This is a genomic window from Streptomyces sp. NPDC052020 (assembly GCF_040680575.1).
GTDB lineage: Bacteria > Actinomycetota > Actinomycetes > Streptomycetales > Streptomycetaceae > Streptomyces.
Genome location: NZ_JBFAWY010000042.1, coordinates 15556 through 40971, shown reverse-complemented (window position 1 = coordinate 40971; position 25416 = coordinate 15556). Strand labels below are relative to the sequence as shown.

The window sequence follows — 25416 nt, the reverse complement described above, 5'->3', positions numbered from 1 at the left end:
CGGAGGCATCAGAGGATGACAGCGCCCACGGCCCACGGCCCCACCCCGCTCACCCGGCGGACGGCCGCCCGCATCGTGGAGCACATCGCGTCGAGCGACATGCCCGTTGGCGCACGCCTGGTTGAACGGGCCCTGGCCGAACACCTGAAGGTCTCGCGCTCACCGGTCCGCCAGGCCCTGCGGCTGCTGGCGGACGAAGGCGTGGTGGCCGCCGCCGAACGGGGCGGTTACACCGTCGCCCTCACCGGTCCGGCCCTGACCGAGGCGTCCCCGCTCCCGCCGGTCGAGGACGTCTACCTGCGCATCGCGGCCGACCGGCTCGACGGCCGGCTCCCCGACCGCATCACCGAGAACGCCCTCGCCCGCCGCTATGACCTCCCACCCGGACAACTCGCCCACGTCCTGCGCCGCGTCGCGGTGGAAGGCTGGATCGAACGGCTCCCCGGCTACGGCTGGGATTCCAGCCCATGCTCACCTCGATGGACGCCTACCAGGACAGCTACCGCTTCCGCCTCACCATCGAACCCGCGGCCATCCTCGAACCCGGCTTCGTCATGGACCGCGACGCCCTCGAAACCGTCCGAGCCCAGCAGCGCCTGGTCGACGGTCGTATCCACACCATCGGCAACGCCCAGCTGTACGACCTCAACAGCCGCTTCCACGAGCCCGTCATGGCGTGCAGCAACAACACCTTCTTCATCGGCTTCCTGCGCCGCGTCGACCGCCTGCGCCGCCTCATCGAATACCGGCGCTCCCTGCAACGCGACCGCGCGGCCCTGCGCTGCGCCGAGCACGTGCGCATCGCCGACCTCCTCCTGGCCGGCAAGCGCGCCGAGGCGTCGGCCTACCTGCGCGAACACCTGTCGTCCGTGAGCCAGGAGAAGACGCGCCGCAGTGGGTACCGCCGAATGACGGTGTGCCCCGTGGTTAGTGAGCGTTCACCTTCCTGCGGCTGAGTCCGACGAGGTTGGGCGAATGGACGGGTGTGCATGGCGGTGTTCAGGCTCCGCCACACGCGGCGTCCCTCAGCGGCTCCACCGCGTCCGCCGCCCTGGCCGCGGACCCCTCCCAGCCGGTCACCATCCCCGTGCCGCGGGAGCGGACCGCCGGCTCCGGTTCGTACCAGGTAGGGGCAGTAGATGAACCGCAGCTGCATGACGCGCGTGCTGTGCCACCGCGCTGAGCGGGCGAGGTCCGCGCCGCAGGAGCCGCCGACTGCTGTCACCGTCGCGATCTCATAGGCGTCCGACAGGAAGACCTCACGAAAAAATCAGGGTCCTGGGCGAGGGTCACTCACATGCACGCACACCGTCCCCGTACCCCCGCCACCGAGCGCACGCGCCGCTGGTTCATGAACCGTTCCCTGCTGCTGGGAGGCGCCGCCGCCGTGGCGACCATGACCGGCTGTTCCGCCGGAGTGTCCGACACGGGCGGCTCCGCGTCCGGCGGCGCCCAGAGCGGGATGCCGTCCGGTGGGCCCGGTGGCGCCGGGGGCATGGGCCCCGGTGCCACCGAGGTGAAGTACGCCGACTTCACGGGTGTCACCACCGACGGCACGGTCGTCGACGACCTGTTCTCGATCCACTCCACCGGCGTCTCGACGGATGCGGTGGTGCAGGCCGCGCAGGCGTTCCTGGACGGACTCAGCACCAAGGTGCGCCGGGCGTCCGTGTTCGACGTGGACGACGACGAGTGGCTGGCCTGGAGCAACGTCGACGGCTACGAACGCGAGGGTGCCCGCATGGGCGACCTGACCGAGAAGCAGCGCAACCTCGGCTATGCCCTGCTCGGTGCGGCTCTGTCGGCCGACGGGCTGGCCCAGACCCGCAACATCATGAAGCTCAACGCCTTCCTCGGTGACTACAACGGTGGTGGCAAGGAGACGCTGACCGAGGGGCACTACTACTTCACCTTCATGGGGACTCCCTCCACGTCCAAGCCCTGGGGCTTCCAGTACGAAGGCCACCACGTGGCCATCAACTACTTCGTCCTCGGCGACCAGGTCGTCATGTCCCCGACCTTCATGGGCTCGGAGCCCACCTCGGCTACCTACAACGGCGAGAAGATCACCCTTTTCAAGCCGGAGACCAAGGCCGGCCTGGCACTGCTGCGGTCCCTGACCTCGGCACAACGCAAGAAGGTGATCTCCGCCGACGAGAAGGGCGGCACGAACATGGTCGCCGGGGCCGGCCAGGACAACCTGAAGCTGGCCTACCAGGGCCTCGCCGCGAAGGAGTTCACCTCCGCCCAGCGCCAGAAACTGCTCGACCTGGTCGGCGTCTACGTCGGCTACATGGACGACGGCCACGCCGCGGTGAAGATGAAGGAGGTGGAGGAGCACCTCGACGACACGTACTTCTACTGGATCGGCGAGACCAAGGACTCCTCCGCCTTCTACTACCGGGTGCACAGCCCGGTCGTGCTCATCGAGTACGACGCCCAGTCCCCGCTGGCCTACGGCGAGAACGCTCAGATGGGCGGCGGCGGTGGCGCCCCAAGCGGCGGGCCGTCCGGCATGCCGAGCGGGCAGCCCACCGGTATGCCGAGCGGCGGCCCGGCCGGTGGCGGCATGGGCGGCGGCACCCCCACCCAGCAGCACATCCACACCATCATCCGCACGCCCAACGGCGGTGACTACGGCGTGGACCTGCTCAAGCTCCACCTGGAAACCGACCACTGACACATGACGTCCGCGACCGGCACGTGCCGCGTCATGACACCCCGTGCCGCAGGAGTGCGGGCAGCCCGGTCCCGGTAGGCGTCGTGAGAGGCCGATGCCCGCCGGGACTGGCCGCGTGCTGCGCTCCGGATCAGACCTGTGCCGGGAACAGCAGGCAGTCGTCCGGGCGGATGACCAGGTTGATTTCGGCGTCCGTGTGCCGGACGGGGCTCTCGGCGTGGACGCGCAGATCGCCGACGCTGAGTTCGTACTCGAATCGCGCTCCGGTGTAAGAACACTGTTCGATCCTCGCCCGGAGCACATTGACGGCACCGTCGTGCGGGGCGTCCGCGCGGTCGGTGAGTGTGATGCGTTCGGAGCGCAGGCCCACGGTGGCGGACGACCCCGCGGAGCAGACCCCAGCCACCCTCAGGCGCTGGCCGGTCTTGCCCAGTTCGACCTGTACGGTTGCGCCCTCGGTGGAGTCGACGTGCCCCTCCAGGAGGTTGCAGCGGCCGATGAAGCCGGCGACCTCGGGAGTGGCGGGGGTCTCGTAGATCTCGGTCGGTGTGCCCACCTGCTGGAGGCGGCCGTGCATGAACACGGCGATGCGGTCGGACAGGGACATCGCCTCCACCTGGTCGTGGGTGACGTATACGGTGGTGATGCCGACCTCGCGTTGGAGATCTTTGAGCCAGACGCGGGCTTGGTCGCGCATCTTGGCGTCCAGGTTGGAGAGTGGTTCGTCCAGGAGCAGGACGCCGGGGGAGTAGACGATGCCTCGGGCGAGGGCGACGCGCTGCTGCTGTCCGCCGGAGAGCTGGTGGGGGTAGCGGTCGCGCAGGTGAGCCATGTCGACCTTGGTGAGGGCGTCGTCGATGAGGCGCCGTCGCTCGTCCTTGGCGACCTTGCGGAGCTTCAGCGGCAGTGCGAGGTTGTCGGCGATCGTCATGTGCGGCCAGAGCGCGTACGACTGGAAGACCAAGCCGAGATTCCGGCCCTCGGGGGGCACCGTGTGGCGCGGGGTGCCGTCGAAGAAGACCTGGTCGCCGACGCGGATGGTGCCTGAGTCGGGGGTCTCCAGACCCGCGACGCACGACAAGGTGGTGGACTTGCCGCAGCCCGACGGGCCGAGCAGCGTGAAGAACTCCCCGTCGGCGACGGTGAAGTTGATGTCTTCCAGGACTGCGGTCCCGTGGAAGGACTTCTTGATGTTCTCGACGACCAGCTCAGGCATGCTTCTTCCCCTTCAGGAGGAGACCGGCGAGGCCGGCGACGACGGCGGTGACGGCGATCTGCAGGGTGGCGAGGGCGGCGACAGAGCCGGTCTCACCCTGGGTCCACAGGTCGATGGCAGTGGTGCCGATGACCTGTGACTCGGCTCCGGCGAGGAACATGGCAGGGGCGTACTCGCGGATCATCTGGGTCCAGATGAGCAGGAACGAGGCGAGCATCGCGGGCATGAGGAGACGGAGCATGATCCGGGACACCGTGCGCCACCAGTCGGCGCCGGCGACGCGTGCGGCGTTGTCGAGTTCGGCTCCGAGCTGCATGGTCGCCGGGGAGATCGCGCCGTACGCCGACGGGAGTGCCCGGATGCCGAAGGCGATGATCAGCGCGAAGAGCGTGCCGCGCACCAGGTCGCCGCCGGGCATCCAGGTGAAGGCCCAGAACAGGCCGATGCCGACGATCAGGCCCGGGACCGCGTGCGGCGACTGCGCGGTCGTCTCCAGGAGCCGGGCAAAGCGGAAGTCGGAACGGCGTGCCACGAGGACCACCACCGTGCCGAACAGGGTCACGGCCACCGCCCCCACGAAGGCCACAGTGATGCTGTTCACGATCGACTCGGTGTAGGGCGCGTAGTCGAAGATCAGACGGAAGTTGTCCAGGGTGAGCAAGTCGAACGGATTCACCAGCGGAGTGAGCAGCGAGGTGAACGCGCGCAGGATCAGCGCGAGCATCGGCAGCAGCGCGCCGAAGACGACGTACAGACCGACGAAGGCGAAGCCCAGCCACTTCCAGGCACCGATGTCGAGCAGGTCGGAGCGGGTGGCCTTGCCGCGCACCGACACGAACCGCTGGGCGTGCTTGAGCAGCCGCGTCTGGAACACGACCAGGCCGATGGTGGTGAGCAGCATGAAGGTGGACGCCGCGCCCAGCAGGCCGTAGTCCGGGTTGATCGAGTCGATGCCCTGCTCGTAGAGGAAGTTGGAGAAGAGGGTGATGCCGGCGGGCTCGCCAAGGATGAGTGGGATGGACAGTGTCTCGATCGCCGTTCCGAAGATCAGCAGGCCCGCGTAGAGCATCGGTGGACGCAGCATCGGCACCACGACCGAGCGCAGGATGCGCAGAGGCCCCGCGCCGACGCTCCGGGCCGCGTTCTCCAGCGAGGTGTCGGAGGCGGCCAGCGCGTTGGCGCAGAACAGGTAGGCGATGGGAACCTGGGCGACGGCCTCGACGAACGCCATGCCGGGCAGCGAGTAAAGGTTCCAGGGCACCCAGCCGAAGCCCTCGCGCACCGCGCTGGTCAGGAAGCCGGCTGGCCCGTAGACGACGATCCAGCCGAAGGCCAGGACGAGCGGGGAGATGTAGATGGGCCAGCGCAGCACCTGGCCGAACAGGCGGGCGGCGGGAAAGCGGGTGCGCTCCAGCAGGATCGCCATCGGCACCGCGATGGCGAGGGCGAACACGGTCGTCAGGACGGCGAAGAGGAGCGTGTCGAGGATGATCGAACCGAAGCCCGCCGACGTGAACAGGTGGGTGTAGTTCGAGAGGGTGAAGGCGCCGCCGGCAGCGTACAGGGGCTGGTTGCGGACCGACTGGTAGAGGATCGGTACGACGGGGGCGAGGACGAGCACGGCGGTGACGAGGAACGTCAGCCAGTGGATGGTGACTTCACGTCCGGCGCCGCACAGGCGCCGGTACTGGGGCGTGCCCAGCTCGCCCGCGCGCGGGGTGCGGGACGGGGCGGGTGGCGCCTGGGGTGTCTGGATGGCCATGGCGACTCCGTACGAACGGGGCGGGGGCAGGGAGGCGTTGGGGCGGACGTGGTCGGCTCAGCTGGCTGCCTTCTCCCAGCGCGCGACGTATGCCTCCCGCACACGCTCGGGGACCTGCACGGGCCGGTACAGATGGACGCGCTCCGCGCCGAGCTTGCGCCGCATGTCCTGCAAGCTGTCCATGGCGTCCTGGCGCACGTCCGGCCGGTACGGCACCAAGCCGCCCTCGGCGACCGCCGCCTGCCCTTCGGCGGAGAGCAGGAAGTCCAGGAAGAGACGGGCCGCGTTCGGGTGCGGGGCGGTCTTCACGATGGACACTCCACGTGGCATGACGACGGTGCCCTCCGCGTAGTAGCTCCACCCCAGCAGGCCCCCGCTGTGCTCGGCGGCCGGGATCGCGACGCCACCGCTGAGGTTGATGGAGAAGTCGTACTCGCCGGAGACGACCTTCTCCACGAGCGTGCCGGAGGAATGATCGGCGTGGGCGAACGGCAGCAGCCGTCGGAACGTGTCCCAGCCGCCCGCGACGTTCGAGGTGTAGCCATGGTTGCTGGCGTAGCCGTAGGCGTTGGTCGGGTCGTAGACGCCGATCTTCCCGCGGAAGCGGGACGGCTGCGCTTCTACGATCGCCGCCAGCGACCGAAGACCGTCGGGGAACTGGTCCGGAGCGAGGGTCTTGCGGTTGTAGATGAGAGCGACCGGGTCCGTCGACATGGTCCATACGCCGGGCAGCAGCTCGGCCCAGTCCGGCAAGTGGTCCTTCTCCGGTGAGCGGTAGTCGGCGGCGGCGTTCCGGGTCGCGTAGTCGCCCCACAGGGGGCCCGCGTTGTTGGCCAGCACGTCGGCGGGGGAGGTTCCGGCGGCGGATTCGCTGTAGTAGCGCTCGTAGACGGCGGAGCCGCCGAGGTTGGTCGCGCGGATGTCCGACAGCCAGGGGTAGCGCCGGGCGAACGCGTCGAAGACCGGCTGCCAGTTGGTCTGCGAGGTGTTCGAGTAGATGAGGAGCTTCCGCTCCCGCCGTGAGGCGTCGACGATCGTGTCGTAGGAGGCGGGGTAGTACGCGGGGGCTTGTGGGGCGGCGGCGTTCGCCTCGTCGGCCGTGCAGGCGGAGAGTGTGCCGCCCAGGGCGGTGAGGCTTCCGACGGCCGCGGCGCCCCGTAGGAGGTGACGGCGGGAGGGGCAGGCGCTGGACGATGGTCCCGGTGCGGGTGTACGGGGGATGGTGGACATGGCGGCTCTTCTCGTAGGGGACGCGACGGCGCTGTCAGCTGCTTCGAGAGACCGGCGGGGTCAGGTGACGCCGGTGGGCGTGGGGGGTGGCAAGAGGCGGGCGCGGTGCCGTCCGGTTACGACGCCGCGATGGCGCGGCGCACTACGTACGGCAGGATTCCGCCGTGCCGGAGGTAGGCGAGTTCCTGACGCGAGTGGAGGCGCAGCCGGAGGCGGACCGTGGTGCGGGAGGCGTCGGGCCGGGTGAGGGACAGGGTGACGCGGTTCGTGCCGACGCGCAGGTCGGCGAGGCCGTCGAAGGTGAGTTCCTCCTCTCCGGTGAAGGCGTGGGCCGATGCCGTGTCGCCGTCCGCGAACTCCAGGGGCAGCACGCCCATACCGATCAGGTTGTTGCGGTGGATGCGCTCGTAAGACTCGGCGATCACCGCCCGCACTCCCAGCAGTGCCTGTGCCTTGGCGGCCCAGTCGCGGCTGGACCCGGCACCGTAGTTGCGGCCCGCGACGACGACCAGATCATGGCCTGCGGCACGGTAGGTCGCGGCGGCTTCGTGAACGGGCAGGACGGCGGAGCGGTCGGCGGTGTGGGCGTGACCGCCCGTGAAGGCGTCTGCCGACGGGAGAAGCAGGTTGCGGACGGCCGCATTGGTGAAGGCCCCGCGCAGCATGACCTCGTGATTGCTGCGGCGGGTCGAGTACTGGTTGAGGTCGTGGCGGGCGACACCGCGGTCCGTCAGCCAGCGCCCGGCGGCGCTGCGTGCCGGAATCGCGCCGGCCGGTGAGATGTGGTCCGTGGTGACGTCGTCGCCCAGCACCATCAGCACCTTGGCCCGCTCGACGCGGAGTCGGTCGGGCGGTGAGGCGGACAGGCCCGTGAGGTGCGGGGGGCGGCGGATGTAGGTGGAGTTTGGATCCCAGGAGAAGCGGACGCCGTCGGGCGCCTCGATCTCGTGCCACGCCCGGGTGCCCTCGCGCAGCCGGGTGGCGTTGGTCCGGAACATCTCGGGACGTACGGAGGTGGCGACGCGCGCGGCGACCTCCTCGTCGGTGGGCCACAGGTCCTTCAGGAACACGGGGGTGCCGTCCGCGCAGGTACCGAGCGGGTCGCGCTCGAAGTCGTGCAGGATTGAGCCGGCCAGCGCGTACGCCACGACCAGCGGTGGCGAGGCGAGGTAGGACTGGGCGACGCGCGGGTTGACGCGGCCGGCGAAGTTGCGATTGCCGGACAGGACGGCCACCGGATCGATGTGGGCGTCGGCGGCGAGCCGCTCCAGCTCGGGGTGGAGCGGGCCCGAGTTGCCGATGCAGGTCATGCAGCCGAAGCCGACGATGTGGAAGCCGGTTTCCGCCAAGGGGTCCAGGAGCCCGGCCTCGCGCAGGTAGTCCTCGACCACCCGCGAGCCGGGTGACAGGGATGTCTTCACCCACGGCTTCGCCGTGAGCCCGGCCCGCTGTGCCCGTTCGGCGAGGAGCGCCGCCTGCACGACCAGTGTCGGATTGGCGGTGTTGGTGCAGCTGGTGATGGCCGCGATGGCGACCGGCCCCTCGGGGAGCCGCTCTGCGAACTCCGTCGTGTGCGCAGGCCGACCGGCGGTGGTGGACCGGAAGGACTCGGGCACCCGGGACAGCGGAAGCCGCTGATGGGGCAGATCGGGGCCGGCCACGCTCGGCTCCACCGTCGCCAGATCGAGGTCGATGACATCGTCGTAGCGCGGCTCGGGCCGGTCGGTGGTGCGCTTGAGGCCCTGCGCGGTCAGGTAGGCGTCGACCAGTCGTACGTGTGCCTCGTCGCGGCCGGTCAGCCGCAGGTAGGCGGCGGTCTCGTCGTCGTACGGGAAGTAGACGCAGGTCGCCCCGTACTCGGGTGCCATGTTGGAGACCGCGGCACGCTCCGCCCACCCGAGGGTGGCCGCACCGGGGCCGCAGAACTCCACGAACCGGTCCACCACGCCCTTGGCGCGCAGCAGCTCGGTGAGGGTGAGCGCCAAGTCGGTGGCACCGACGCCGGGCCGCAGCCGCCCGGTCAGGCGCACGCCCACCACGCGCGGGTAGGGGATGGTGACCGGTTCGCCCAGCATGGCGGCCTGCCCCTCCAGTCCGCCCACGCCCCAGCCGACGACGCCCAAGGCGTTGATCATCGGGGTGTGGCTGTCGGTGGCGACGAGCACGTCCGGGTGCAGCCAGGGCAGGCCGCCCTCGGCCGGGTCCTCGTCGCGCCAGACCACGCGGGCCAGGACCTCCATGTTGACCTGGTGGATGATGCCGGTACCGGGCGGCACGACCCGGAAGCCGCGCAGGCTGCGCTCGGCCCACTTCACGAACGCGTAGCGCTCGGTGTTGCGGCGGAAGTCGATGAGCAGGTTGCGTTCGACGGCGTCGGGGTGCCCGTACTCCTCGACGATGACCGAGTGGTCGACGGTCAGGTCGACGGGGACGGCCGGCTGCAGCCGTTCCGGGTCACCGCCGAGTTCGGCGACGCTGTCGCGCAGGGCGGCGAAGTCGGCGAGGGCGGGCAGACACGTGGTGTCGTGCAGCATGATCCGGTTCGGGTGCACCGGGAGCTCGCAGTCGCCGTGGCCCGAGCGGGCACGGGCGAGTACGTCGCCGAGCGCGGCGGGGGAACGGCGGGCGACGTTCTCCAGCAGCACCCGGACCGCGTACGGCAGTTCGGGGAGCCGCTCGGCGGGCAGCAGCCCGGCCAGCGGCTGGTACCGGTACGAGTGCCCTGCGACGGTCAGGACGGCGGTGGCGGTGGGGTCCGTGCGAGGGTCTGTGCTCATGGTCCCTGCTGTCGTTCCGGGAAGAGGAGCCCACGGGCGCATGGCGCCGGGCGCGGCCCATATTGTCTCAAGCCGCTTATTGATACAACCGTTGGAGCGTCGGATTCTCGGAAAGGTCCGATGGCGGGGAAGGGTGCTCGGGGAGTGAGGTGCTCAGCGCTGCGTCTTGATGGCGCGGACCTTGTCCAGGTGGCGGCGCAGGAAGGCGGCCGCCTCCTCGAGCTTCCCGTCCTCGACCAGGTCGAGCATGTGCAGGTGCTCGCGGGCCTGGCCGGCCAGGCGGGAGCGGTCGACCTGGTGGCGGTACTCGATGAGGCGGCGCAGCCGGTGCTGCCGGCGGGCGGCGTCCAGGAGGAACTGGTTGCCCGAGAAGCTCACGAGCATCTCGTGGAACGAGGCGTTGACGTGGAACAACTCCGCCCGGGGCAGCAGCAGGATGTCTCCGCGCAGCAGGGCCTCCTGCTGCTTGCGGTGCAGGGCCGCGGCCTCGGGGTCGATCGTGAAGCCGGGCTCCAGCAGGGCGTTCGGCTCGATGATCATGCGGAAGCGGTAGCTCTGGTCGTGCGCCTCGACGGTCGAGAGTACCTGCTGGAACTCCCAGCCGCGTCCACCGGCCTTACGGCGCACCAGGTCCTCGGACTCCATGCGGGCTAGTACCCGGTCGGCCTGGCGTGCCGACAGTCCGTAGCCGCGGCTGATGTCGGCAGCGGTGAACGGGCCGGTGAACCGTCCCCCGATGTAGTCGTCGGCGATCCGGAAGTACGCGTCCTCCTCGATGTCGGCGCCCGCCGCGAGATCCGTCCCGGTCAGGGTGGCGGCGTCACGGTCCAGGAAGAAACCCCGGTTCGGTTCCCGCCTCAGAATGCCGACCTCGGCGAGGAAGAGCATCGCCTTCCGGGCCGGGGTGCGGGAGACGTCCAGCTCGTCCGCCGCCCATTGCTCGGTGATGTGCGCGCCCTCCTTCAGGCCGCTGCGGCGGAGGAGATCGACCAGGCGGGTGGCGATGGAGGTGGTCAGGTTGGGCCGCGACATCAGTCTGCGCTCTTCGGAAGGGGACGTGGGACGCCCCATCTTATGAGTCCGGGTATGACGGGTGCGGTCGCTGGACTCTCTCTCATCAAGGGATTGTATCTATCGTCATGGTGGTGCAAAGTTTGGCCGGGGTGCCGATTCGCGCCTCTGTGAAGCCAGGAACGATGAGAGGCAGCCCTACAACGATGCAGTCGATTCCCGTCCCCACCGCCGACCTGGCCGACCAGTACGGCCACCGACTGCGTGTCTGCGGGGTGCAGTTCACCACCTACGGGGGACTGCGCTCCTTCGCCGGCCCGGTGCGGACCGTCTCCTGTCGCGAGGACAACGCCTTGCTGCACGAATTGCTCCATTCACCTGGTGACGGGGCCGTCGTGGTGGTCGATGGTGGCGGCTCCCTCGACACCACGCTTTTCGGCGACCGAATGGCCACGAGGGCCCGGGACAATGGATGGGCAGGGGTCGTCGTGTACGGCGCCGTCCGCGACAGCGTCGCACTGGGCGGCATACGGCTTGGCGTGCAGGCGCTGGGCACCAATCCGCGCCGAGCGGACAAGACGGGGCAGGGAGCGGTGGACGTGCCCGTTTCCTTTGGCGGGGTCACGTTCGCCGTCGGTGATGTCCTGCATGCCGATGAGGACGGGGTGGTGCTGCTCCCGGCCGGTCAGGGCCCTCAGGTGTCTGTTTCAGCGTGAGCAGCCGCAGCGGGGCAGGCTTGTCATTGGGCGGCTCGGGGACGTCGCGAAGTGATGCGTCGTCCGACGACGCGCTCTTGCGAACAACGGTTCTGCGCCGCGCCATCGAGGCGTGCCGGTGGCGAGCGGGATGGTGCATGCGCCGACGTGGATGTGGGCAAGCCGAGTGGCTCAGTGACGTGAGGCCGTTCGCTGTCGCGGAGGGTCGACGTGACGGTCAGGAGGGCGCCGAGGCGGGCTTGGACCTCGGTGACGCCTACCCTCCGGGGTGCGGCCAGTTCCTTCAGGGCACGGCGCACGTGGGGGAAGCCCGCAGGTGCTTCGCCTCGTGCGCCGGCCGCGCCGTACATCACGGACATCGCCGAACCGTGTGTCGTCCTTCGAGGTGCCCTGAAGTCGCTATGGATGACGATCCGGCCGGCGGTTTCGGCAAGGCCCTCGGCTGTCGGGGAAGGACCGAGCACGGGCCCTGCGACCAGCATCAGCGTCCGGGGGAGGGCCCACGGCCTGTGGGAGACACAACCACCTTCCGTTGGGGAAATGACGAGTGACCCATGGCGTCAGGAGAGAGGGACGTTCTCACTACGGGCGAGTCTGAGCCAGGTGACCAGGTGCCAGTCCTGGTCGTTGGCGAGTGGGTCGGCTCTGTGTGCCTGCCGCCCGTCGACCGTGCTGGGCATGACGAAGGCGCAGGTGGCAGAGCCGTCGGAGCGGTAGTTGATGAGGTTGGCCAGCAGGGACGAGCGGGCCACGTGCTCGGTGTGCGGGGTACGCAGACGCGAGGGGAGCCGGTACAGGACGGTCGCGGTCAGCACGCTCCAGTAGTGCGGGAAGACATCGCCGAAGAGCCGGTCCTGGCCGAACCAGTAGCCGTCCCAGTGCCGGATACTGACGCCGTTCAGCCGAACGTGCGGTTGGCGTCCGCTGAAGGCGAGCAGCCAGGGCAGCCGTTCGGCGATCTCCTTCTCCAGGACGGGGTCGGCGCTGATCCGCCACGCGTCGATGAGCAGGTTCAGCAACGGAGCGACGATGGCGTGTTCGTAGGCGACTTCGTGCTCGGGAAGCTGCTCACCCAGGTTGATGAAGTGCCGCGCGGAGCGCACGATCTCCTCGCGCAGTCGCGCCGCCCGTTCTTCCTGTCCAGCGGTGTCCAGCGCGTCGGCGGCTTCGGCGACGGTCTCGGACAGACCGATCGCCAGGTGGCGTCCGGCGCCCAGCTCGTAAGTCCGTTCGAGAATGCGCACGGCCGTTTCCAGTTGCTCGGGGCGGCGGTGGACTCGGTGGTGCTCGAGGAAGAAGGAGGCCAGCCACGGAGCGTCGTAGAGCCGGATCCCGGTGTGCTGGTCCTGGGAGCCGCGGCGGGGGGCCAGGGTGTCGTCGAGCAGGTGGCCGAGGGCGAACTCGGCCCATCCCTCCACTAGGGGATCGGCGATCTGCGGATCGATCCAGCCCTGTTGTCTGGCCAGCAGCACCAGGAGCGGCATGGCGATCCGTTCCGAGCCGTCGCTCCAGTCGGACCATCCGTTGGTCAGGACGGACAGGCCGGTAGTGGTGTCCACGGGTACGAACGCGTGGCGCAGCAGGTCGGGCCGTTCGGGTGAGCGCTGGCGGGTCACGATGTAGGTGACGCGTCGCCGTACGAGCTCGGGCAGCGACAGGTGGAAGAGGACCTCGGTGAAGGCGTCACCGACGCGTACGGTGACGGGTCCGTGGTCGGTGGAGGTGAGGACGGTGGCCTCGCCGTCTCGGCGGACGTCGACGTGCTCGGACAGGGGGGTGACGTCCCTGGCCGGGATGGTCAGTTCGTGGCCGACCTCGGTGGCCAGTGAAGTGACGTCGACAGGACCGGGATTGTGCCGCTCGAAGTCGTCAGGAGAGGCGTACCAGGTCAGGACCCATTCGAGGGTGTAGGTCTGGCCGGGGGCCAGCTCGATGACGGGCTGTCCGCCGAAGGCGGTCGGGTGGGCGGCGTGATCGGTCACGTTGAGGACGAGGTGGCCGCGGGCGTTCGACAGTGTGTTGGCGTTGCGGCTCTCGATGGAGTAGCCGGCGAGTCGGCCGGTGCGGACCACAAGGCCGAGGCAGCGGCCGGTCCCGGAGATCGGCTGGGCCAGGACCCAGGACCGGCTGCCACCGGTGAAGACGTGGGCGTGCACGGCGGTGCGCAGGGCGGCTGCGGCGTTCTCGTAGAGGTCGGCGAAGGGTGTCTGGATGCCCAGGGCACGGATGCTTCGCGTGGCCCCGCCGGTGTTGGTGAAGGTGTACCGCTCCAGGTAGTCGTCGCCCTGGATCCAGCGGGTCGTCTCCACGGTGATGCCGGTGATCGGGGCGTGCCTGACCCGGACGCGGTCCGGTTTCGCGTCGATGCTCTCGGGGGCGTTCCAGCGGCCGGCACCGGCGTCCGTCACCAGGTGCCCCGACCCCCAGGTGTGCTCGGTGGAGTGCCAGGGGGTGCGCGCGTCCAGCAGGAAGCGGCGGTCCGGCTGGTCGGGGTCGGTGAACTGCCGTGGTGCGCCGGAGCACAGGTGGACGCTGCCTGGACCGAACGTCCAGGTGGTGTGGTCATCCCTTGAGGGCACCGGAGGAGAATCCCTTCACGTAGTAGCGCTGAAGCAGGAGGAACAGCAGGGCACAGGGGACGGCGGCGATGATGACGCCTGCCTGGAGGGAGCCGAAGTCGATGTGCCCGAGGGTGCCGGAACGCTGGGAGACCAGGGCGACCGGCAGCGTTGCCTTGTCGCCGTCGGACAGGAAGATCAGCGGCCCGATGAACTCGTTCCAGCCGGCGAGGAACGTGTAGAGCGCGACCGTGCCGATGCCGGGCAGGACTCCGGGCAGCAGCACGCGGAAGAAGGTGCCGGTCCAGCCGCAGCCGTCGACCATGGCGGCCTCTTCCATCTCACGCGGCAGGGCGGAGAAGGAGTTGCGCATCATGAAGAGACTGAAGGGGCCAGGACGTCACCGCCGACGAAGGCGGACCGTTCGCCGTCCGCTCCGGGGATGGCGGTCACCCCGATACGGAGTTTGTCGTTCTGCTTGAGAGTGGCATAGCCGAGGGCGCCGAACCGCTGCAGGCCGACAGTGCCGTTCTGGAACCCCACGGTCCAGGTCGCCCCGGTCTCCTCGCGCGCCTTCTTTGGCACGACTCCGTCGGCGTACATCCGCTGCCAGGCGTCCATCCAAGCGCGGCTGGAGGCGGACTCCAGCCGCGCGGTGGTGCCGTCCTCGCTCAGCGGTTCCTCGCCGTCGGCCCATATCGAGGGCCAGCCGGCGAACATGTTGCAGCCCGGGCAGTTGCCCGCGAAGTAGGAGTCGGCGATGCCCTCGCCGAGGGCGTGAATCTCCGTGGCCTGCTGAACTTCTTTGGCGAGAGTGGTGGGCGGCCGGTCGGGATCGAGGCCGGCCTTCTCGTAGAGGACCTTGTTGTAGAACAGCGCCGACACGTCCACCACGGTGGGTACGGCGTAGAGCTTCCGGTCGACGGTCGAGGCCGTGAGGGGGCCGGACGCCAGCTTGTCCTTGTACGGCAGTGAGTTGACCCGTCTGGTGAGGTCGAGCAGCACGTTCTTCGAGGCGAGGCCGGACGCGTGGGTGACGTCGGTGGCCAGCAGGTCGGGCAGAGCCTTGCTGTCGGCGGCGATACCCACCTTCTGCAGATACGAGTCGCCTGGGACGGACGTCAGCTTCACCTGGTTGCGGTGCGTGGCGTTGTAACGCTTCACCAGTTGCCCGAGTGAGGAGTCGGCGGCCAGCCGGGTCCAGAGCGTCAGGTCGGCGCCGTCGTCCACGGCGGACACATCCCCCGCCGCAGTCTCCTGGCTCGCCTGGGGAGCGGCCTGACATCCCGCCAGCAGTGCCGCGAGGGCCACGGCGGCGACGGCGCACCGCCTGTTCCTGTCATTGCGCACATCCGCCTCCATGTAGCAGTCGGCTCCAACAACGATTTCGGCACTATCGACGCAGGTGAATGGCATTATGTGGCGGCTGTAGGCGGTTTACCGAAATCGGTTTCTGGCCGCTATTAGCCAGCAGGGCCGCTTGTCATGTCAAGTACCTTGGGCGACATTGCCCACCCGGACAGGAGGCTTCATGGAGCACCCGGTGACCATCTCCGACGTGGCGCGGCGTGCGCAGGTGTCCCCTTCGACCGCATCCAAGGCGCTCAACGGACGGGCTCAGGTCAGCGAAGCCACCCGCCGGCGAGTGCTCGCGGCCGCCCGCGACCTCGACTACGTGCCCAATGCCTTCGCGCAGAACCTGCGTACCGGCAGGAGCCGGACCGTCGGCATCATCGCCGCCGACGGCGTCGGAAGGTTCACCCTGCCCGTCCTCATGGGCGCGTCCCACGCGTTCGGGTCCGAGCAGATGGCAGTCCTGCTGTACGACTCCCACGGCGATCCCGAACTGGAACACCGCAATCTGGACGCGTTGGTCAAGCACCAGGCCGACGGCGTGATCATGCTGGGGCAGCATACTGACGCGCGCCCACCGGTCTCCCATGCCGCCCGCATACCGATCGTGTACGCCTACGCTCCTTCCTACGATCCGCGTGACTGCTCGGTAGTTCCCGACGAGGCCGACGGCGCACGGCAGGCGATCGAGCATCTGGTCCAGCAGGGCTATCGCCGCATCGCCCACATCACCGGACCGAGCACCTTCCACGCCACACGGGTTCGCCTCGAAAGCGTCAAGGAAACACTCGCCGAGCACGGTCTGACACTCGCGGGTTCTCGCCCCTACGTCGGCGAGTGGAGCGAACAGTGGGGCATGTCCGCGACGATCATGCTGCTCACCGAGGACCCGTCCATCGACGCGATCTTCTGCGGCAACGACCAGCTCGCACGCGGAGCCGTCGACGCGGCCCGAGACATGGGCCGCAGGGTCCCCGACGACCTCGGCATCGTCGGATTCGACGACTGGGACGCATTCACCCTGGGCTCCCGCCCTCCCCTCAGTAGCGTCGACATGCGGCTCGAGGAACTGGGGAAGAGAGCCGCTCACCAACTGTTCGGAAGCCGTACGAAACGAGACCGAGGCCGCGTGACCGTCCCGTGCGAACTTATCGCACGTGACTCGTCCCAGCGACTGCCGGCGGTCGCCGCTGCGAGGAGCAAGGGTGAAGGAGGCTGACCACACCGGAGCTTTCGTCCGTTCGAACCAACTCTGCCCGCGCCGCATCCCATGCGATGGCTTCCCGCGGCGTGGTATAGGGGATATCCGCGGTTGAGCGCGCGGGTTCTGCTCCCTAGGGTGCGCCGTCTGCCGGTGTCTGCCCCCTGCTCAACTGACGGACCGCCGTGCAACTGGCCGGACTGAACGGGCAGTTCGCCCCCAGAGGGTGCGCGACGGCCTTGTCCCAGCCTGACCTACTTCGCCTGCTTGAGTCACCACGTTCGGCCGATGGTCTGGAACTCGTCCGCGACGGCGCCGACCGCTGCTGCAGGAGCTGATCGAGGCCGAGGCCACCGTAAAGATCGGCGCGCCGAGTTGGGCGAACACACCGACATATCCACCACCTGGCGCAACGGGCACCGCGAGAAGACAGTGACCAGCAGGCCGGCGACCTGGAACTCCCATCCCGAAGCTACGGGCCGGAAGTCGGTCAAGGAGGTCTCGTCCTCTGCTACCGCAGTGCCGTGGCGTTGGCGGGTGAGCCGACTCCGCCCGTGAGGTGCAGTGGTTTGACCGTCAGGAGACTGTCCCAGCGGCCGGTGGCCCGGCAGTCGGCGGCCAGGGCTGTCAGGTTCCACAACTCGCCCAGTGGGAGCCCGAGTTTGGCGATCAGTTCTTGGTGCATCATGCCGGCGTCCTCGGGTGCGCTGTGCAGGAAGTCGCTGTCCGGCAGGACGGGCAGGACCTCCACGGCGAAGGTGTCGGTGGCCATCAGGGCGATGCGGTGGTCCCAGCACCAGGCGGCGAAGTCGCGGGACTGGGCGAACCCGGTGGCGCGCCGCGACTGTCTTGTTTCGGCGCGGGTGGCTGGGTCGGTGGTGAGGTACCACTGGGCCCAGCCGGTGTGGACGAGGACGAGGTCGCCGTCTTCGACATGGGAGCCCTGTGCGTCCAATGCCGCGTCGAGCAGGTCCGGGTGAGGGCGGGGCCGACGGCGTGGTCGAGTGGGGTGCCGCGGTCGCGCAGCAGGCCGTCGATGTCGATGAGCAGTCCTCGTCCGGCCAGCGGTGTCTCGGCCCACAGCTGGACGCTCAGGCGTGGGCTGCGCGGGGTGATGTCCTCGTCGGGGACACCGTTGTAGAAGCCGTGTCCGGAGGCGCGTCGGTGGCGCAGTCCGTCGATCTGGGTGCTCGCCTGGAGGTGGAAGTCGTCCAGGACGTCGTCGCGGGCCTGGTCGTGCTTGGCGGTGATGCGGTGCCGGGGAATGCCGCGTGCCTTGGACATGGGCGGGTCGAAGGCGTCGAGGGGGTAGTCGAGGTTGAGGGCGCGGCCGTCTCGTACGCACTGCGCGGCGCGCAGGACCTGCGGGGGGTCGGCGAGGTTGGCCATGCCGCGTTCGGGTTCACGGTCGAGGAGGTGCCAGCTGGATCCGGGGGGCGCGTCGGTACGTTCGAGGAGTTCGTCGTAGGTCGGCAGGAACTGCACAGGTGGGGCCTTCGGTTCAGGGGCAGCGGGCGGCAATGGCCCCCGCCGCGTGGCGGACTTCGGTGACGATGCGGGCGTGGTCGGTCTCGGGCAGGTCGCTGCTGGGCCCGACGACGCTGAGTGAGCCCAGCAGGTGGCCGTCCTTGAGGACGGGGGCGCTGACGGAAGTGACGTCCAGGACGCGTTCGTCCTGGGACAGGGCGAATCCGTTCTTCTTGATGTCGCGCAGTTCGGCGATCAGATCCTCAGCGGGGACCTGCTGGCCGGAGGCCCGGGTGAACGGTACGGCGGCGGCGACACAGCTCTCCTGTTCGTTCTCGGGCAGCCAGGCCAGCAATGCCTTTCCCGCGCCCAGGTGGAGGGGCAGCTTGTCTCCGATGGGCAGTTGGTAGCGGAGCGGGTTGCGACCCTCCACGCGGGCGATGGTCACGCGGGCAGTGCCGACGCGGACGAACAGGGTCGGGGTGAGGCCGGTGGTGGCGGCCAGTTCCTGGAGGATGGGCAGGGCCACGGGGGTGAGCCGGTTGTTGACCAGGAACGCGTGAGCGGTGGCGACGGCGGCGGGGCCGGCCACGTAGCCGGTGTCCTCCTTGGCCGCGTAGCCGCGGTCGACCAGGACGTTCAGGATGCGCTGGGCGGTGGCCACGATCCGCCAGGCCCTGCACCTGCTGGCGGTCGACGGCCTAGTGACCTGAGTCGGAGACGCGTCGTTGGTTGGGCATGAGTCGCTCGGGTCCGAAGATCCGCCGGTTGCAAATCGGAGCGCGGGACGAGGGCGATGACCGTGGTGGATCGGCCTTGAGAGGGTCGGCCGGTTGGCGTACCCACGGCATCGTGCGTACGCGACCGGGCGATCAACCAGGCCGATGGTCGATGCCGTCCGCGAGCTCATGCGTCGGCGGACGGACTGAAGGACGGGCCGTGACCGCACCAGAAGAGGATCTCCAGTGCCAGCCCGACGTTCAGTATGTTCTGCTGGAGAGGGCGGGGGAGAAGTCGTTCCGCCTTGGCGAGACGACCGAGGACGGTGTTTCGGTGCAGGAACAGGGTGCGGGCGGTGGCTGCCGCGTTGCCTTGGTGGGCGAGGTAGGCGCGCAGGGTGACGCAGAGATCCGGGTGCCGGGCCAACGGGCCCAGAACACGTCGCACCATGCCCTGCGCCGACTCGAGATGCCGCGTGGCGAGGACCACGGCCTGGACACTGTCATGGTCAGCCACCCGGTGCGGTGCCCGAGGATTTTCCAGCAGCCGACGAACTTCCTCAGCCGCGTGGTGGCTGTACCGGAAGCCTTCCAGTCCGAACGCGGTGGTGCCGATCGCCACGCGGAAGTCGGGATGTCCGTCGAGGACCGACTCCCAAGTGGCCGCGTTCGGGTGGTATGAGACCGGCAGCCAGGCCCACAGAGTCGCCGGCCCGGCCAGGACCGTCAGGGGCTTGCGCCGCTTCAGTACGGATACCGACTCGGCGAGCAGATGGGCGGCGTCTTCCAGGTCTCCGGGCTTGGGCGTCCGGCTCGCGCAGTGGACGATGATGGCGGTGTGCGTCCCGTCGAGCCGGTAGTCCAAGCGCTCCCCGGCGTGAACCGGGTCGATGCCGTCCGCTTCACGCAGGATCGCGGTGACGAGGTCGAGGCGCTCGGCATGGATACTGCGGGTGAGGCGGTCGCGTTCCTTCGCGATGACGGCCGTCGCCACGCCGAGCGCGGTGTCGATGTAGTCCGTCAGGGACCGTGACGTGATGTCCAGGAGTCCGCGCAACTCGTCGGCATCGTCGGTCAGCGTGAAGGCGATGGCCATCCAACGTCGCCAGATGACGTTCTGCCCGATGCGGTAGGCATGCAGGGCCCGATCCCCCAGACCTCGGTGGGCGAGCCCTCGGAGAACCGTCCGCACGTCCTCCCCCTGCTCCGGCGCCACCGGCGCTCCAGGCGCCCGGACGTTTCCGGTGGCCCAGCGCAGCAGATGGGCCCGGTTGCTGCGCCGTGCCGCCTCGACAAGATCGTGCTGCGGAGGGGATCCGTTTCCGATGCTGAGGATGGCATGGTCAAGCTCGCGAAAGGCCGTGTCCGACGACTGGAGCAGCCGCTCTGCTCCCGCCCGGATGAGCTGGCACATCCTCGGAGTCGGCTCTTCCCGTGCGGTGCCCTCTCCCATGAGCGGTGACGTTACCGCCGGTCATACCGGGGTGGTAGGTCTCGTGCGCTGATCGCAGCGCCCTTCCGGTCGTGACGTCAAACCGCCTTCACACCCTGGACCGTGCCGGCACGGAGTGTGCACCTTGCACAGTCCCTCCGCGCAAGCCGGGGCTCCTGCACGTAGTGAGGAAAACGGCCGCGCAGCACGATGTGAGCGCAAGCGGTTCCCGAACCGTCGCATCGGGCGGTCCCGTGACCGCCGTTCTCCCGACAGGCAATGCCGATGATGAGGAGGAAGACCATGCGCACAACCACCTGGAAGGCGAGACCGCGCCGTTGTGGGCGTCTGCTGGCCACGGTCGTCGCCCTGGCCCTAGGCGTCCTGGCCGCCACCCCCGCCCACGCCGACACTGCCACAACCACCGCAGCGGCCGACCATCCGGTGGGTGGCCTGGCCACGGCGGTGGTCAACTTCACCGTCAGCCCCGACCGGGTGGCCGGCGCCAACGACTGGGACTGCGAGCCCAGCGCCGCCCATCCCGAGCCCGTCGTGCTCGTCCACGCGACCTTCGCCAACCTCGGCATGAACTGGACGGCCCTGTCCCCGACCCTGGCAAACGAGGGGTACTGCGTCTACGCGTTCAACTACGGCCAGACCCTCCTGTCGCTCAACCGCATCGGCGGCCTGGACGACATCGGCGATTCCGCCCAGACGCTCCAGCGCTTCGTCGAGCTCGTCCGGTGGCGCACCGGTTCGGCGAAGGTCGACCTTGTCGGCCACAGTCAGGGCGGCATGCTGACCAACTACTACATCAAGCGTCTCGGCGGCGCCGACAAGGTGCGCCGCAGCGTCGCCCTGGCACCGAGCAACCACGGCACGACCCTCTCGGGCCTGACCAGCCTGGCCGAATCCTTCCGTCTCCTCGGCCTCATCGACACCCTCTACTCCGTCGCCGGCACCCCGGCGCTCTCGCAGCAGGTACAGGGCTCCGACTTCCAGAAGGCCCTCTGGGCCGACGGCGACACCGTCCCCGGCCCCCGCTACACGGTCATCGCCACCAACCGGGACTGGGTGGTCACTCCGTACACCAACGCCTTCCTCAACGGACCGAACGTCAACAACATCACTCTCCAGGATCAGTGCCCCGGCAATCCGGTCTCCCACATCGGCATGTTCGTGGACGGCCCCACCCTGCAGAACGTCCTGAACGCCCTCGGCCCCGACGACCCGAACTTCCGACCGGCCTGCAGAAACTACGGCCCGGCCATCTGACGGCCCGCGTCGGGGGCAATGCCACCCGGCGCCTGCAGGGCAGCCCCACCGCGACACCGAGGTCCGCCTGCCGGACGCTTCGGGGGCTGCCTGCAAACCGCAGGGGCCGCAGTCATCGACGGCACCGCCATGCCGCACAGGCGGAGAACACGGGCAGCACCCACAGGAAGAGGGCTCACTCGACCAATCCCTGGTCTTCGACAAGGACGACTTCACGGAGAAGACGGAATCGATCGCCGACGCCTCCGGCACCGAGCGCTCGGTGACGTACCGCTTCCACAAGGCCCGCAACTACGTGACGCACCCGAGCGACTCCGACCACCAGAGCTTGGTCGTCAGCGTCTCGGTCAAGATCGACGGACGGACGGTCCACGCCTCGTCCGCCCCGATCGTGCTGGCCAACGCGGTGGGCGGCTACATGCCCTCCAGCGTGGCGGACGCCGCCGGCCTGGGTCAGGCCAGGCTGGAGATGACTGCCACCGGACGGCATGGATGGCAGCGGGGCGGGTGGCACGGGCGCCAGTGCCGGCGGCGCCTTCTCGGCGCCCCCGGCGACAGCAAGATCTACGCGCCCTATCTCAGGGAGGCCGGTGTGGCCGACGCCTCCGACTCGATCTTCGCGGCCGGCGTCTGGTGCCCGATCACGGACCTGGAGCACGCCGACGGCGCCTATGAGGTGGAATTGGGGCACCCTGCCCACGCAGACCACCGGCAAGACCTTCGACCGGAGCGTGTCGAAGGAGCTCCAGTCGCAGTTCGCCGAGTACCAAGCGCGCCTGAACCTGCGCGGCCTCAAGGGCTCGGGCTTCCGCAACTACGACGACTACCTGCTCAAGCAGTACCTCCAGCCCTCTCGGACGAAGTACCTCGCGGCCCTCTTGGATTCCGAGCGCGAGACGTACCTGCCCAAGAACACGCACATGTCGTGGAAGAACAACCAGGCCGCCTTCACATGGGAGGGCTACCTTGCGCACGTGGCTCAGCGGAAGAAGACCCAGCCGGCCTTCGACGGGTTCGACCTGTCCGCCGGTGAGAACAACGAGTTCGGCACGGGCACCACCGAGGCCCGCCACTTCACCGCTTCGACATCCGGGAGAAGCTCAAGCTGAATGAACCCGATGTTCCACCTCCTCGAAAAGCACACCCCGAACCGCTCCAAGCACTGGTGGATTCGGCTCGGCGCATCCGACACCGACACCGCCCTGACGGTTGCCGCGAACCTGACCATGGCCGTGGACAGCCTCGGTCACCTGAACTGGAAGATCCGCAGGTGGGCCGCGAAGAACAAGATCGAGCTGTGCTTCACACCCACCTACGCGTCCTGGGCCAACCCCATCGAGGCCCACTTCGGTCCGCTGTGGCAGTTCACCCTGGCCAATTCCCACCACCCAAACCACACGGTCCAGACCCGGGCCCTGCACGCCTACCCGCGCTGGCGCAACCAGAACGCCCGCCACCCCGACGCCCTGGCAGCCCAACGACGCGAACGCGCACGCATCCGCAGCGAACGAGGCATCCGCTGGGGCGGCAGACCACTACCAGCCGTGGCCTGACCACCCAACCCGGCGAACCTTCCCGGTCACAGCACTAGCGGCTTTGCCCGCGCTCGGGGTGATGTCGGTGATCGAGCCGACGGTGGGGTGGCCGACGTCGAGGGCGAAAGGGGGCCTGGTCAGCCCGTAGGCGGCGCCGTGCAGGTGGGAGTCGTTGATGCAGGGCAGGACCGTGCGGCCACCGAGCTCCACGACGCGAGTGGCGGGCCCCGCGAGCGTGCGGATCTCATGGTCGGCGCCGACGGCGACGATCTCGCTGCTGCGGATTGCGACGGCCTCGGCGACGCGGGAATGCGGGTCCATGGTGAGCACTTGTCCGCCGGTCAGGATGAGTGAGGGGATCCCGGCGCTGTTCCCGCTCATGCGCGTCCCTCCTGCAGCAGCTTCGGCTGCCGACGGGTCCACTGAGTGGCCTGCTCATAAGCGTGGGCGAGTTGCAGCACGCCGAAGTCTGCGCCGTTCCTGCCGATCAACTAAAGTCCGGTGGCCAGCCCTTGCTGGCCGAAGCCCGCAGAAACGGCCGCGACCGGAAGCCCGCTGAGCGACCAGGGAACGACGGTCTCCATCCAGTGGTGGTAGGTGTCCATCGTGCGCCCGGCCACGGCGGAGGGCCAGTGCACGCTCTTGTCGAAGGGGAACACCTGGGCGGCCGGCGCGAGGACGTAGTCGTAGGTGTCGAACAGGCGGAGCACCGACCGGTGGTAAAGGTCCCGAACCGTGACGGCTCGGGAGACGTCCAGCGCGCTGAGCTTCTCGCCCTGCTCGATCTCCCAGAGCGCCTCGGGCTTCAGCCGCTCGCGGGTGGCGGGGTCGGCGTAGAACGCGTGCAGGCCCAGATTTACCCACCATCGCCAGGTGAGGGAGGTGTGCCAGATGTCCTTGGCCGGGAAGTCCGGGGTCGCCTCGTCGATGCGGCAGTCGAGGGACTCGAACGCCTGCAGAGCGTTGCGGCAGAGGTCGAGCACCCCGCCCTCAAAGGGAAGGTGACCACCCCAGTCGCCGATCCCGGCGAAATGCGGGCGTCGGCCTCGCCCGGTTCGCCACGACGGTGGCCTCGGTGGACGCTTCGGCTGACGCCCGTCCCTCCCGGGGCCGCCATCCCGGTCGCGGAGGCGGCCTTTCGGGCTGTCGACCGTCAGTGCCTCGTGGCCGAGCGCGTCTTGATGGTGAGGGCGGCCAGGGCCATCATCAGTGCGCCGAAGACGGCGGCGCAGGCGTACATGGTGAAGCCGATGTCGGCGTTGCCGGCCGCGATCAGCGCGCCGCCGATCCACGGGCCGAAGATGGCGCCGAAGCGGCCCATGCCGGAGACCCAGCCGAGGGCGGTGGGGCGGTCCTCGTCGTTGTGGTGGGTGCCGACCGTCGCGTAGACCATGGTCTGGCCGGAGAAGAGCAGCAGTCCGGCGAGGAAGACCACCGTGTACAGGACGCCGACCGGCATCTTGACGCCCATGAGGTAGACGAAGGCGGCGGTCAGGAGGAACCAGGCGATGACGACCTTGCGCGGGCCGATGCGGTCGGCGGTGCGGCCGGCGATGAGCATGCCGCAGATGCCACCGACGTTCAGGAACGTCGAGAAGAGCAGCGAGTCGCCGGTGTCGTAACCGAGCTCGACCATGATCTTCGGCAGCCACTGGCCGACTCCGTAGACCAGGAGCAGGCCCGCGAACGAGGTCAGCCAGAAGCACAGGGTGGTGGGCCACCGGCGGTCGCGGAAGAGGTTCTTCAGTGCGTCCAGCTTGTCCCCGTGGTCCGCCTTCGGCTCGGCCAGTTCGGTGCCGTAGGCGGCGGCGAGCAGTTCGGCGTCGGCGCGGCGGCCGCGGGTGAGAAGGTTGGTGGGCGACTCGGGCAGCAGCTTGAAGGCGACCGGGAGCAGGATCAGGGCGGGCAGCGCGGAGGCGATGAAGGCCGTTCGCCAGCCGTGGTCGTCGACCAGCCAGAGGGCGATCAGCGGGGCCAGGGCGCCGCCGGTCTGGTGGGCGGTCATGATGATGCCGGTGGCGAGGGCGCGACGGCCGCGCGAGGTGAACTCCATGCCGTACGAGATCGCGATCGGCAGCAGCGCGCCGAGGCCGAAGCCGCACACGAAGCGGAAGAAGCCGAACTGGCCCGAGGACTGGGACCAGCCGGTGCCCAGCGTGGCGAGGGTGAAGATCACGACGCTGACGAAGACGGTGACGCGGCGGCCGATCCAGTTCGAGGCCATGCCGGACAGGATCGTGCCGAGCAGCATGCCGAAGTTGGCGTAGCTGCCGATCGTGCCCGCCATGTCGGGGGTGAGGCCGAGGCTGTGGCCGGCGAGCATCTTCGGGAGCACGGAGCCGTAGATGAACGTGTCGATGCCGTCGAGGAGGACGAGTGCCCAGCACAGGGCGATGACGGCGGTGCGGCTACGGCGGGTCGCCGTCCCGGTCGCTCGGGCGAGCGGGGAGGTGGCGGAGGAGGACATCGTTGTTTCCTCTCGTG

22 protein-coding genes and 3 pseudogenes are annotated in these 25416 nt (G+C 69.1%); 8 read left to right on the top strand and 17 right to left on the bottom strand.

The features are described from left to right. Nucleotides 1-15: 15 nt before the first annotated feature. Nucleotides 16-177 (top strand): annotated as a pseudogene (locus AB0L74_RS30120) (GntR family transcriptional regulator); the annotation flags it as partial. On the opposite strand, the gene AB0L74_RS30115 reads toward AB0L74_RS30120, so the two are convergent. Beyond that, complete coding sequence (locus tag AB0L74_RS30115) at nucleotides 160-399, bottom strand: hypothetical protein (RefSeq protein ID WP_365659233.1); 240 nt, start codon at nucleotides 397-399, stop codon at nucleotides 160-162. The pseudogene AB0L74_RS30120 and the gene AB0L74_RS30115 overlap by 18 nt on opposite strands. Nucleotides 400-467: 68 nt before the next feature. Between AB0L74_RS30115 and AB0L74_RS30110 the strand changes: the two genes are divergently transcribed. Beyond that, the gene (locus AB0L74_RS30110; RefSeq protein WP_365659230.1) at nucleotides 468-956 is read left to right on the top strand and encodes an FCD domain-containing protein; all 489 of its coding nucleotides are present in this window, start codon (nucleotides 468-470) and stop codon (nucleotides 954-956) included. Between the two features lie 341 nt (nucleotides 957-1297). Then, on the top strand, nucleotides 1298-2680 hold the full coding sequence (locus tag AB0L74_RS30105; RefSeq protein ID WP_365659227.1) for a DUF3500 domain-containing protein: 1383 nt from the start codon (nucleotides 1298-1300) through the stop codon (nucleotides 2678-2680). A 130-nt stretch (nucleotides 2681-2810) separates the two neighbouring features. On the opposite strand, the gene AB0L74_RS30100 is transcribed toward AB0L74_RS30105, so the two are convergent. The 5 genes from AB0L74_RS30100 to AB0L74_RS30080 form a co-directional block, all read right to left on the bottom strand. Further along, nucleotides 2811-3896 (bottom strand): ABC transporter ATP-binding protein, encoded by a 1086-nt coding sequence (locus AB0L74_RS30100; protein ID WP_365659224.1) that lies wholly within the window; start codon nucleotides 3894-3896, stop codon nucleotides 2811-2813. Continuing rightward, on the bottom strand, nucleotides 3889-5658 hold the full coding sequence (locus AB0L74_RS30095) for an iron ABC transporter permease (RefSeq protein ID WP_365659221.1): 1770 nt from the start codon (nucleotides 5656-5658) through the stop codon (nucleotides 3889-3891). Before AB0L74_RS30095 ends, AB0L74_RS30100 begins: the two co-directional genes overlap by 8 nt. Nucleotides 5659-5715: 57 nt before the next feature. Further along, the gene (locus AB0L74_RS30090; RefSeq protein ID WP_365659218.1) at nucleotides 5716-6888 is read right to left on the bottom strand and encodes an extracellular solute-binding protein; all 1173 of its coding nucleotides are present in this window, start codon (nucleotides 6886-6888) and stop codon (nucleotides 5716-5718) included. 116 nt (nucleotides 6889-7004) lie between these two features. Further along, the gene (acnA, locus tag AB0L74_RS30085; RefSeq protein ID WP_365659215.1) at nucleotides 7005-9665 is read right to left on the bottom strand and encodes an aconitate hydratase AcnA; all 2661 of its coding nucleotides are present in this window, start codon (nucleotides 9663-9665) and stop codon (nucleotides 7005-7007) included. A 153-nt stretch (nucleotides 9666-9818) separates the two neighbouring features. Further along, nucleotides 9819-10697 carry a GntR family transcriptional regulator gene (locus tag AB0L74_RS30080; protein ID WP_365659212.1) on the bottom strand — a complete coding sequence of 293 codons (879 nt, stop codon included), beginning with the start codon at nucleotides 10695-10697 and terminating at the stop codon, nucleotides 9819-9821. 185 nt (nucleotides 10698-10882) lie between these two features. Between AB0L74_RS30080 and rraA the strand changes: the two genes are divergently transcribed. After that, nucleotides 10883-11392 carry a ribonuclease E activity regulator RraA gene (gene rraA / locus AB0L74_RS30075; protein ID WP_365659209.1) on the top strand — a complete coding sequence of 170 codons (510 nt, stop codon included), beginning with the start codon at nucleotides 10883-10885 and terminating at the stop codon, nucleotides 11390-11392. Nucleotides 11393-11415: 23 nt separating this feature from the next. Here rraA and AB0L74_RS30070 read toward each other — a convergent pair whose 3' ends face one another. The 4 genes from AB0L74_RS30070 to AB0L74_RS30055 form a co-directional block, all read right to left on the bottom strand. Beyond that, a complete protein-coding gene (locus AB0L74_RS30070; RefSeq protein ID WP_365659206.1) occupies nucleotides 11416-11751 on the bottom strand; it encodes a hypothetical protein in 336 nt (111 codons plus the stop codon). Between the two features lie 201 nt (nucleotides 11752-11952). Beyond that, nucleotides 11953-13971 (bottom strand): hypothetical protein, encoded by a 2019-nt coding sequence (locus AB0L74_RS30065; RefSeq protein ID WP_365659204.1) that lies wholly within the window; start codon nucleotides 13969-13971, stop codon nucleotides 11953-11955. Continuing rightward, entirely contained in the window at nucleotides 13955-14326 is a 372-nt protein-coding gene (locus AB0L74_RS30060; protein WP_365659201.1) for a carbohydrate ABC transporter permease, read from the bottom strand. Before AB0L74_RS30060 ends, AB0L74_RS30065 begins: the two co-directional genes overlap by 17 nt. Then, nucleotides 14323-15300, bottom strand: a complete 978-nt coding sequence (locus AB0L74_RS30055) for an extracellular solute-binding protein (protein WP_365659198.1) — start codon at nucleotides 15298-15300, stop codon at nucleotides 14323-14325. Before AB0L74_RS30055 ends, AB0L74_RS30060 begins: the two co-directional genes overlap by 4 nt. A 193-nt stretch (nucleotides 15301-15493) precedes the next feature. Between AB0L74_RS30055 and AB0L74_RS30050 the strand changes: the two genes are divergently transcribed. Then, nucleotides 15494-16522, top strand: a complete 1029-nt coding sequence (locus AB0L74_RS30050; protein ID WP_365659195.1) for a LacI family DNA-binding transcriptional regulator — start codon at nucleotides 15494-15496, stop codon at nucleotides 16520-16522. Nucleotides 16523-17015: 493 nt separating this feature from the next. On the opposite strand, the gene AB0L74_RS30045 is transcribed toward AB0L74_RS30050, so the two are convergent. The 4 genes and pseudogenes from AB0L74_RS30045 to AB0L74_RS30030 form a co-directional block, all read right to left on the bottom strand. Next, nucleotides 17016-17276 (bottom strand): hypothetical protein, encoded by a 261-nt coding sequence (locus AB0L74_RS30045; protein ID WP_365659276.1) that lies wholly within the window; start codon nucleotides 17274-17276, stop codon nucleotides 17016-17018. Nucleotides 17277-17309: 33 nt separating this feature from the next. Next, nucleotides 17310-17585: pseudogene (locus AB0L74_RS30040) on the bottom strand (hypothetical protein); the annotation flags it as partial. A gap of 420 nt (nucleotides 17586-18005) precedes the next feature. Then, nucleotides 18006-18635, bottom strand: a complete 630-nt coding sequence (locus AB0L74_RS30035) for an IclR family transcriptional regulator (protein WP_365659192.1) — start codon at nucleotides 18633-18635, stop codon at nucleotides 18006-18008. Between the two features lie 242 nt (nucleotides 18636-18877). After that, on the bottom strand, nucleotides 18878-20143 hold the full coding sequence (locus AB0L74_RS30030; protein WP_365659187.1) for a helix-turn-helix domain-containing protein: 1266 nt from the start codon (nucleotides 20141-20143) through the stop codon (nucleotides 18878-18880). A 282-nt stretch (nucleotides 20144-20425) separates the two neighbouring features. On the opposite strand from AB0L74_RS30030, the gene AB0L74_RS30025 reads away from it, so the two are divergent. The 3 genes and pseudogenes from AB0L74_RS30025 to AB0L74_RS30015 form a co-directional block, all read left to right on the top strand. After that, complete coding sequence (locus AB0L74_RS30025; RefSeq protein ID WP_365659184.1) at nucleotides 20426-21397, top strand: alpha/beta fold hydrolase; 972 nt, start codon at nucleotides 20426-20428, stop codon at nucleotides 21395-21397. A 671-nt stretch (nucleotides 21398-22068) separates the two neighbouring features. Beyond that, nucleotides 22069-22506: a hypothetical protein gene (locus tag AB0L74_RS30020; protein WP_365659181.1), complete on the top strand. Its 438-nt coding sequence runs from the start codon at nucleotides 22069-22071 to the stop codon at nucleotides 22504-22506. Between the two features lie 123 nt (nucleotides 22507-22629). Further along, nucleotides 22630-22950, top strand: a pseudogene (locus tag AB0L74_RS30015) (IS630 family transposase); the annotation flags it as partial. Here the strand turns inward: AB0L74_RS30015 and AB0L74_RS30010 are convergent. The 3 genes from AB0L74_RS30010 to AB0L74_RS30000 form a co-directional block, all read right to left on the bottom strand. Next, entirely contained in the window at nucleotides 22933-23313 is a 381-nt protein-coding gene (locus AB0L74_RS30010) for a hypothetical protein (RefSeq protein WP_365659179.1), read from the bottom strand. The pseudogene AB0L74_RS30015 and the gene AB0L74_RS30010 overlap by 18 nt on opposite strands. A 110-nt stretch (nucleotides 23314-23423) precedes the next feature. Next, a complete protein-coding gene (locus AB0L74_RS30005) occupies nucleotides 23424-23915 on the bottom strand; it encodes an amidase family protein (protein ID WP_365659177.1) in 492 nt (163 codons plus the stop codon). A 170-nt stretch (nucleotides 23916-24085) separates the two neighbouring features. Then, nucleotides 24086-25399: an aromatic acid/H+ symport family MFS transporter gene (locus tag AB0L74_RS30000; protein WP_365659175.1), complete on the bottom strand. Its 1314-nt coding sequence runs from the start codon at nucleotides 25397-25399 to the stop codon at nucleotides 24086-24088. Between the last annotated feature and the right edge of the window lie 17 nt (nucleotides 25400-25416).

Excerpts from the sequence above, each read along its gene's own strand:
- AB0L74_RS30110 (WP_365659230.1), top strand. The coding sequence starts at position 468 with ATGCTCACCTCGATGGACGCCTACCAGGACAGCTACCGCTTCCGCCTC.
- AB0L74_RS30105 (WP_365659227.1), top strand. The coding sequence starts at position 1,298 with ATGCACGCACACCGTCCCCGTACCCCCGCCACCGAGCGCACGCGCCGC.
- AB0L74_RS30100 (WP_365659224.1), bottom strand. The coding sequence starts at position 3,896 with ATGCCTGAGCTGGTCGTCGAGAACATCAAGAAGTCCTTCCACGGGACC.
- AB0L74_RS30095 (WP_365659221.1), bottom strand. The coding sequence starts at position 5,658 with ATGGCCATCCAGACACCCCAGGCGCCACCCGCCCCGTCCCGCACCCCG.
- AB0L74_RS30090 (WP_365659218.1), bottom strand. The coding sequence starts at position 6,888 with ATGTCCACCATCCCCCGTACACCCGCACCGGGACCATCGTCCAGCGCC.
- acnA (WP_365659215.1), bottom strand. The coding sequence starts at position 9,665 with ATGAGCACAGACCCTCGCACGGACCCCACCGCCACCGCCGTCCTGACC.
- AB0L74_RS30080 (WP_365659212.1), bottom strand. The coding sequence starts at position 10,697 with ATGTCGCGGCCCAACCTGACCACCTCCATCGCCACCCGCCTGGTCGAT.
- rraA (WP_365659209.1), top strand. The coding sequence starts at position 10,883 with ATGCAGTCGATTCCCGTCCCCACCGCCGACCTGGCCGACCAGTACGGC.
- AB0L74_RS30070 (WP_365659206.1), bottom strand. The coding sequence starts at position 11,751 with ATGTCCGTGATGTACGGCGCGGCCGGCGCACGAGGCGAAGCACCTGCG.
- AB0L74_RS30060 (WP_365659201.1), bottom strand. The coding sequence starts at position 14,326 with ATGATGCGCAACTCCTTCTCCGCCCTGCCGCGTGAGATGGAAGAGGCC.
- AB0L74_RS30045 (WP_365659276.1), bottom strand. The coding sequence starts at position 17,276 with ATGGCCACCGACACCTTCGCCGTGGAGGTCCTGCCCGTCCTGCCGGAC.
- AB0L74_RS30030 (WP_365659187.1), bottom strand. The coding sequence starts at position 20,143 with ATGGGAGAGGGCACCGCACGGGAAGAGCCGACTCCGAGGATGTGCCAG.
- AB0L74_RS30025 (WP_365659184.1), top strand. The coding sequence starts at position 20,426 with ATGCGCACAACCACCTGGAAGGCGAGACCGCGCCGTTGTGGGCGTCTG.
- AB0L74_RS30020 (WP_365659181.1), top strand. The coding sequence starts at position 22,069 with ATGAGGTGGAATTGGGGCACCCTGCCCACGCAGACCACCGGCAAGACC.
- AB0L74_RS30010 (WP_365659179.1), bottom strand. The coding sequence starts at position 23,313 with ATGAGCGGGAACAGCGCCGGGATCCCCTCACTCATCCTGACCGGCGGA.
- AB0L74_RS30000 (WP_365659175.1), bottom strand. The coding sequence starts at position 25,399 with ATGTCCTCCTCCGCCACCTCCCCGCTCGCCCGAGCGACCGGGACGGCG.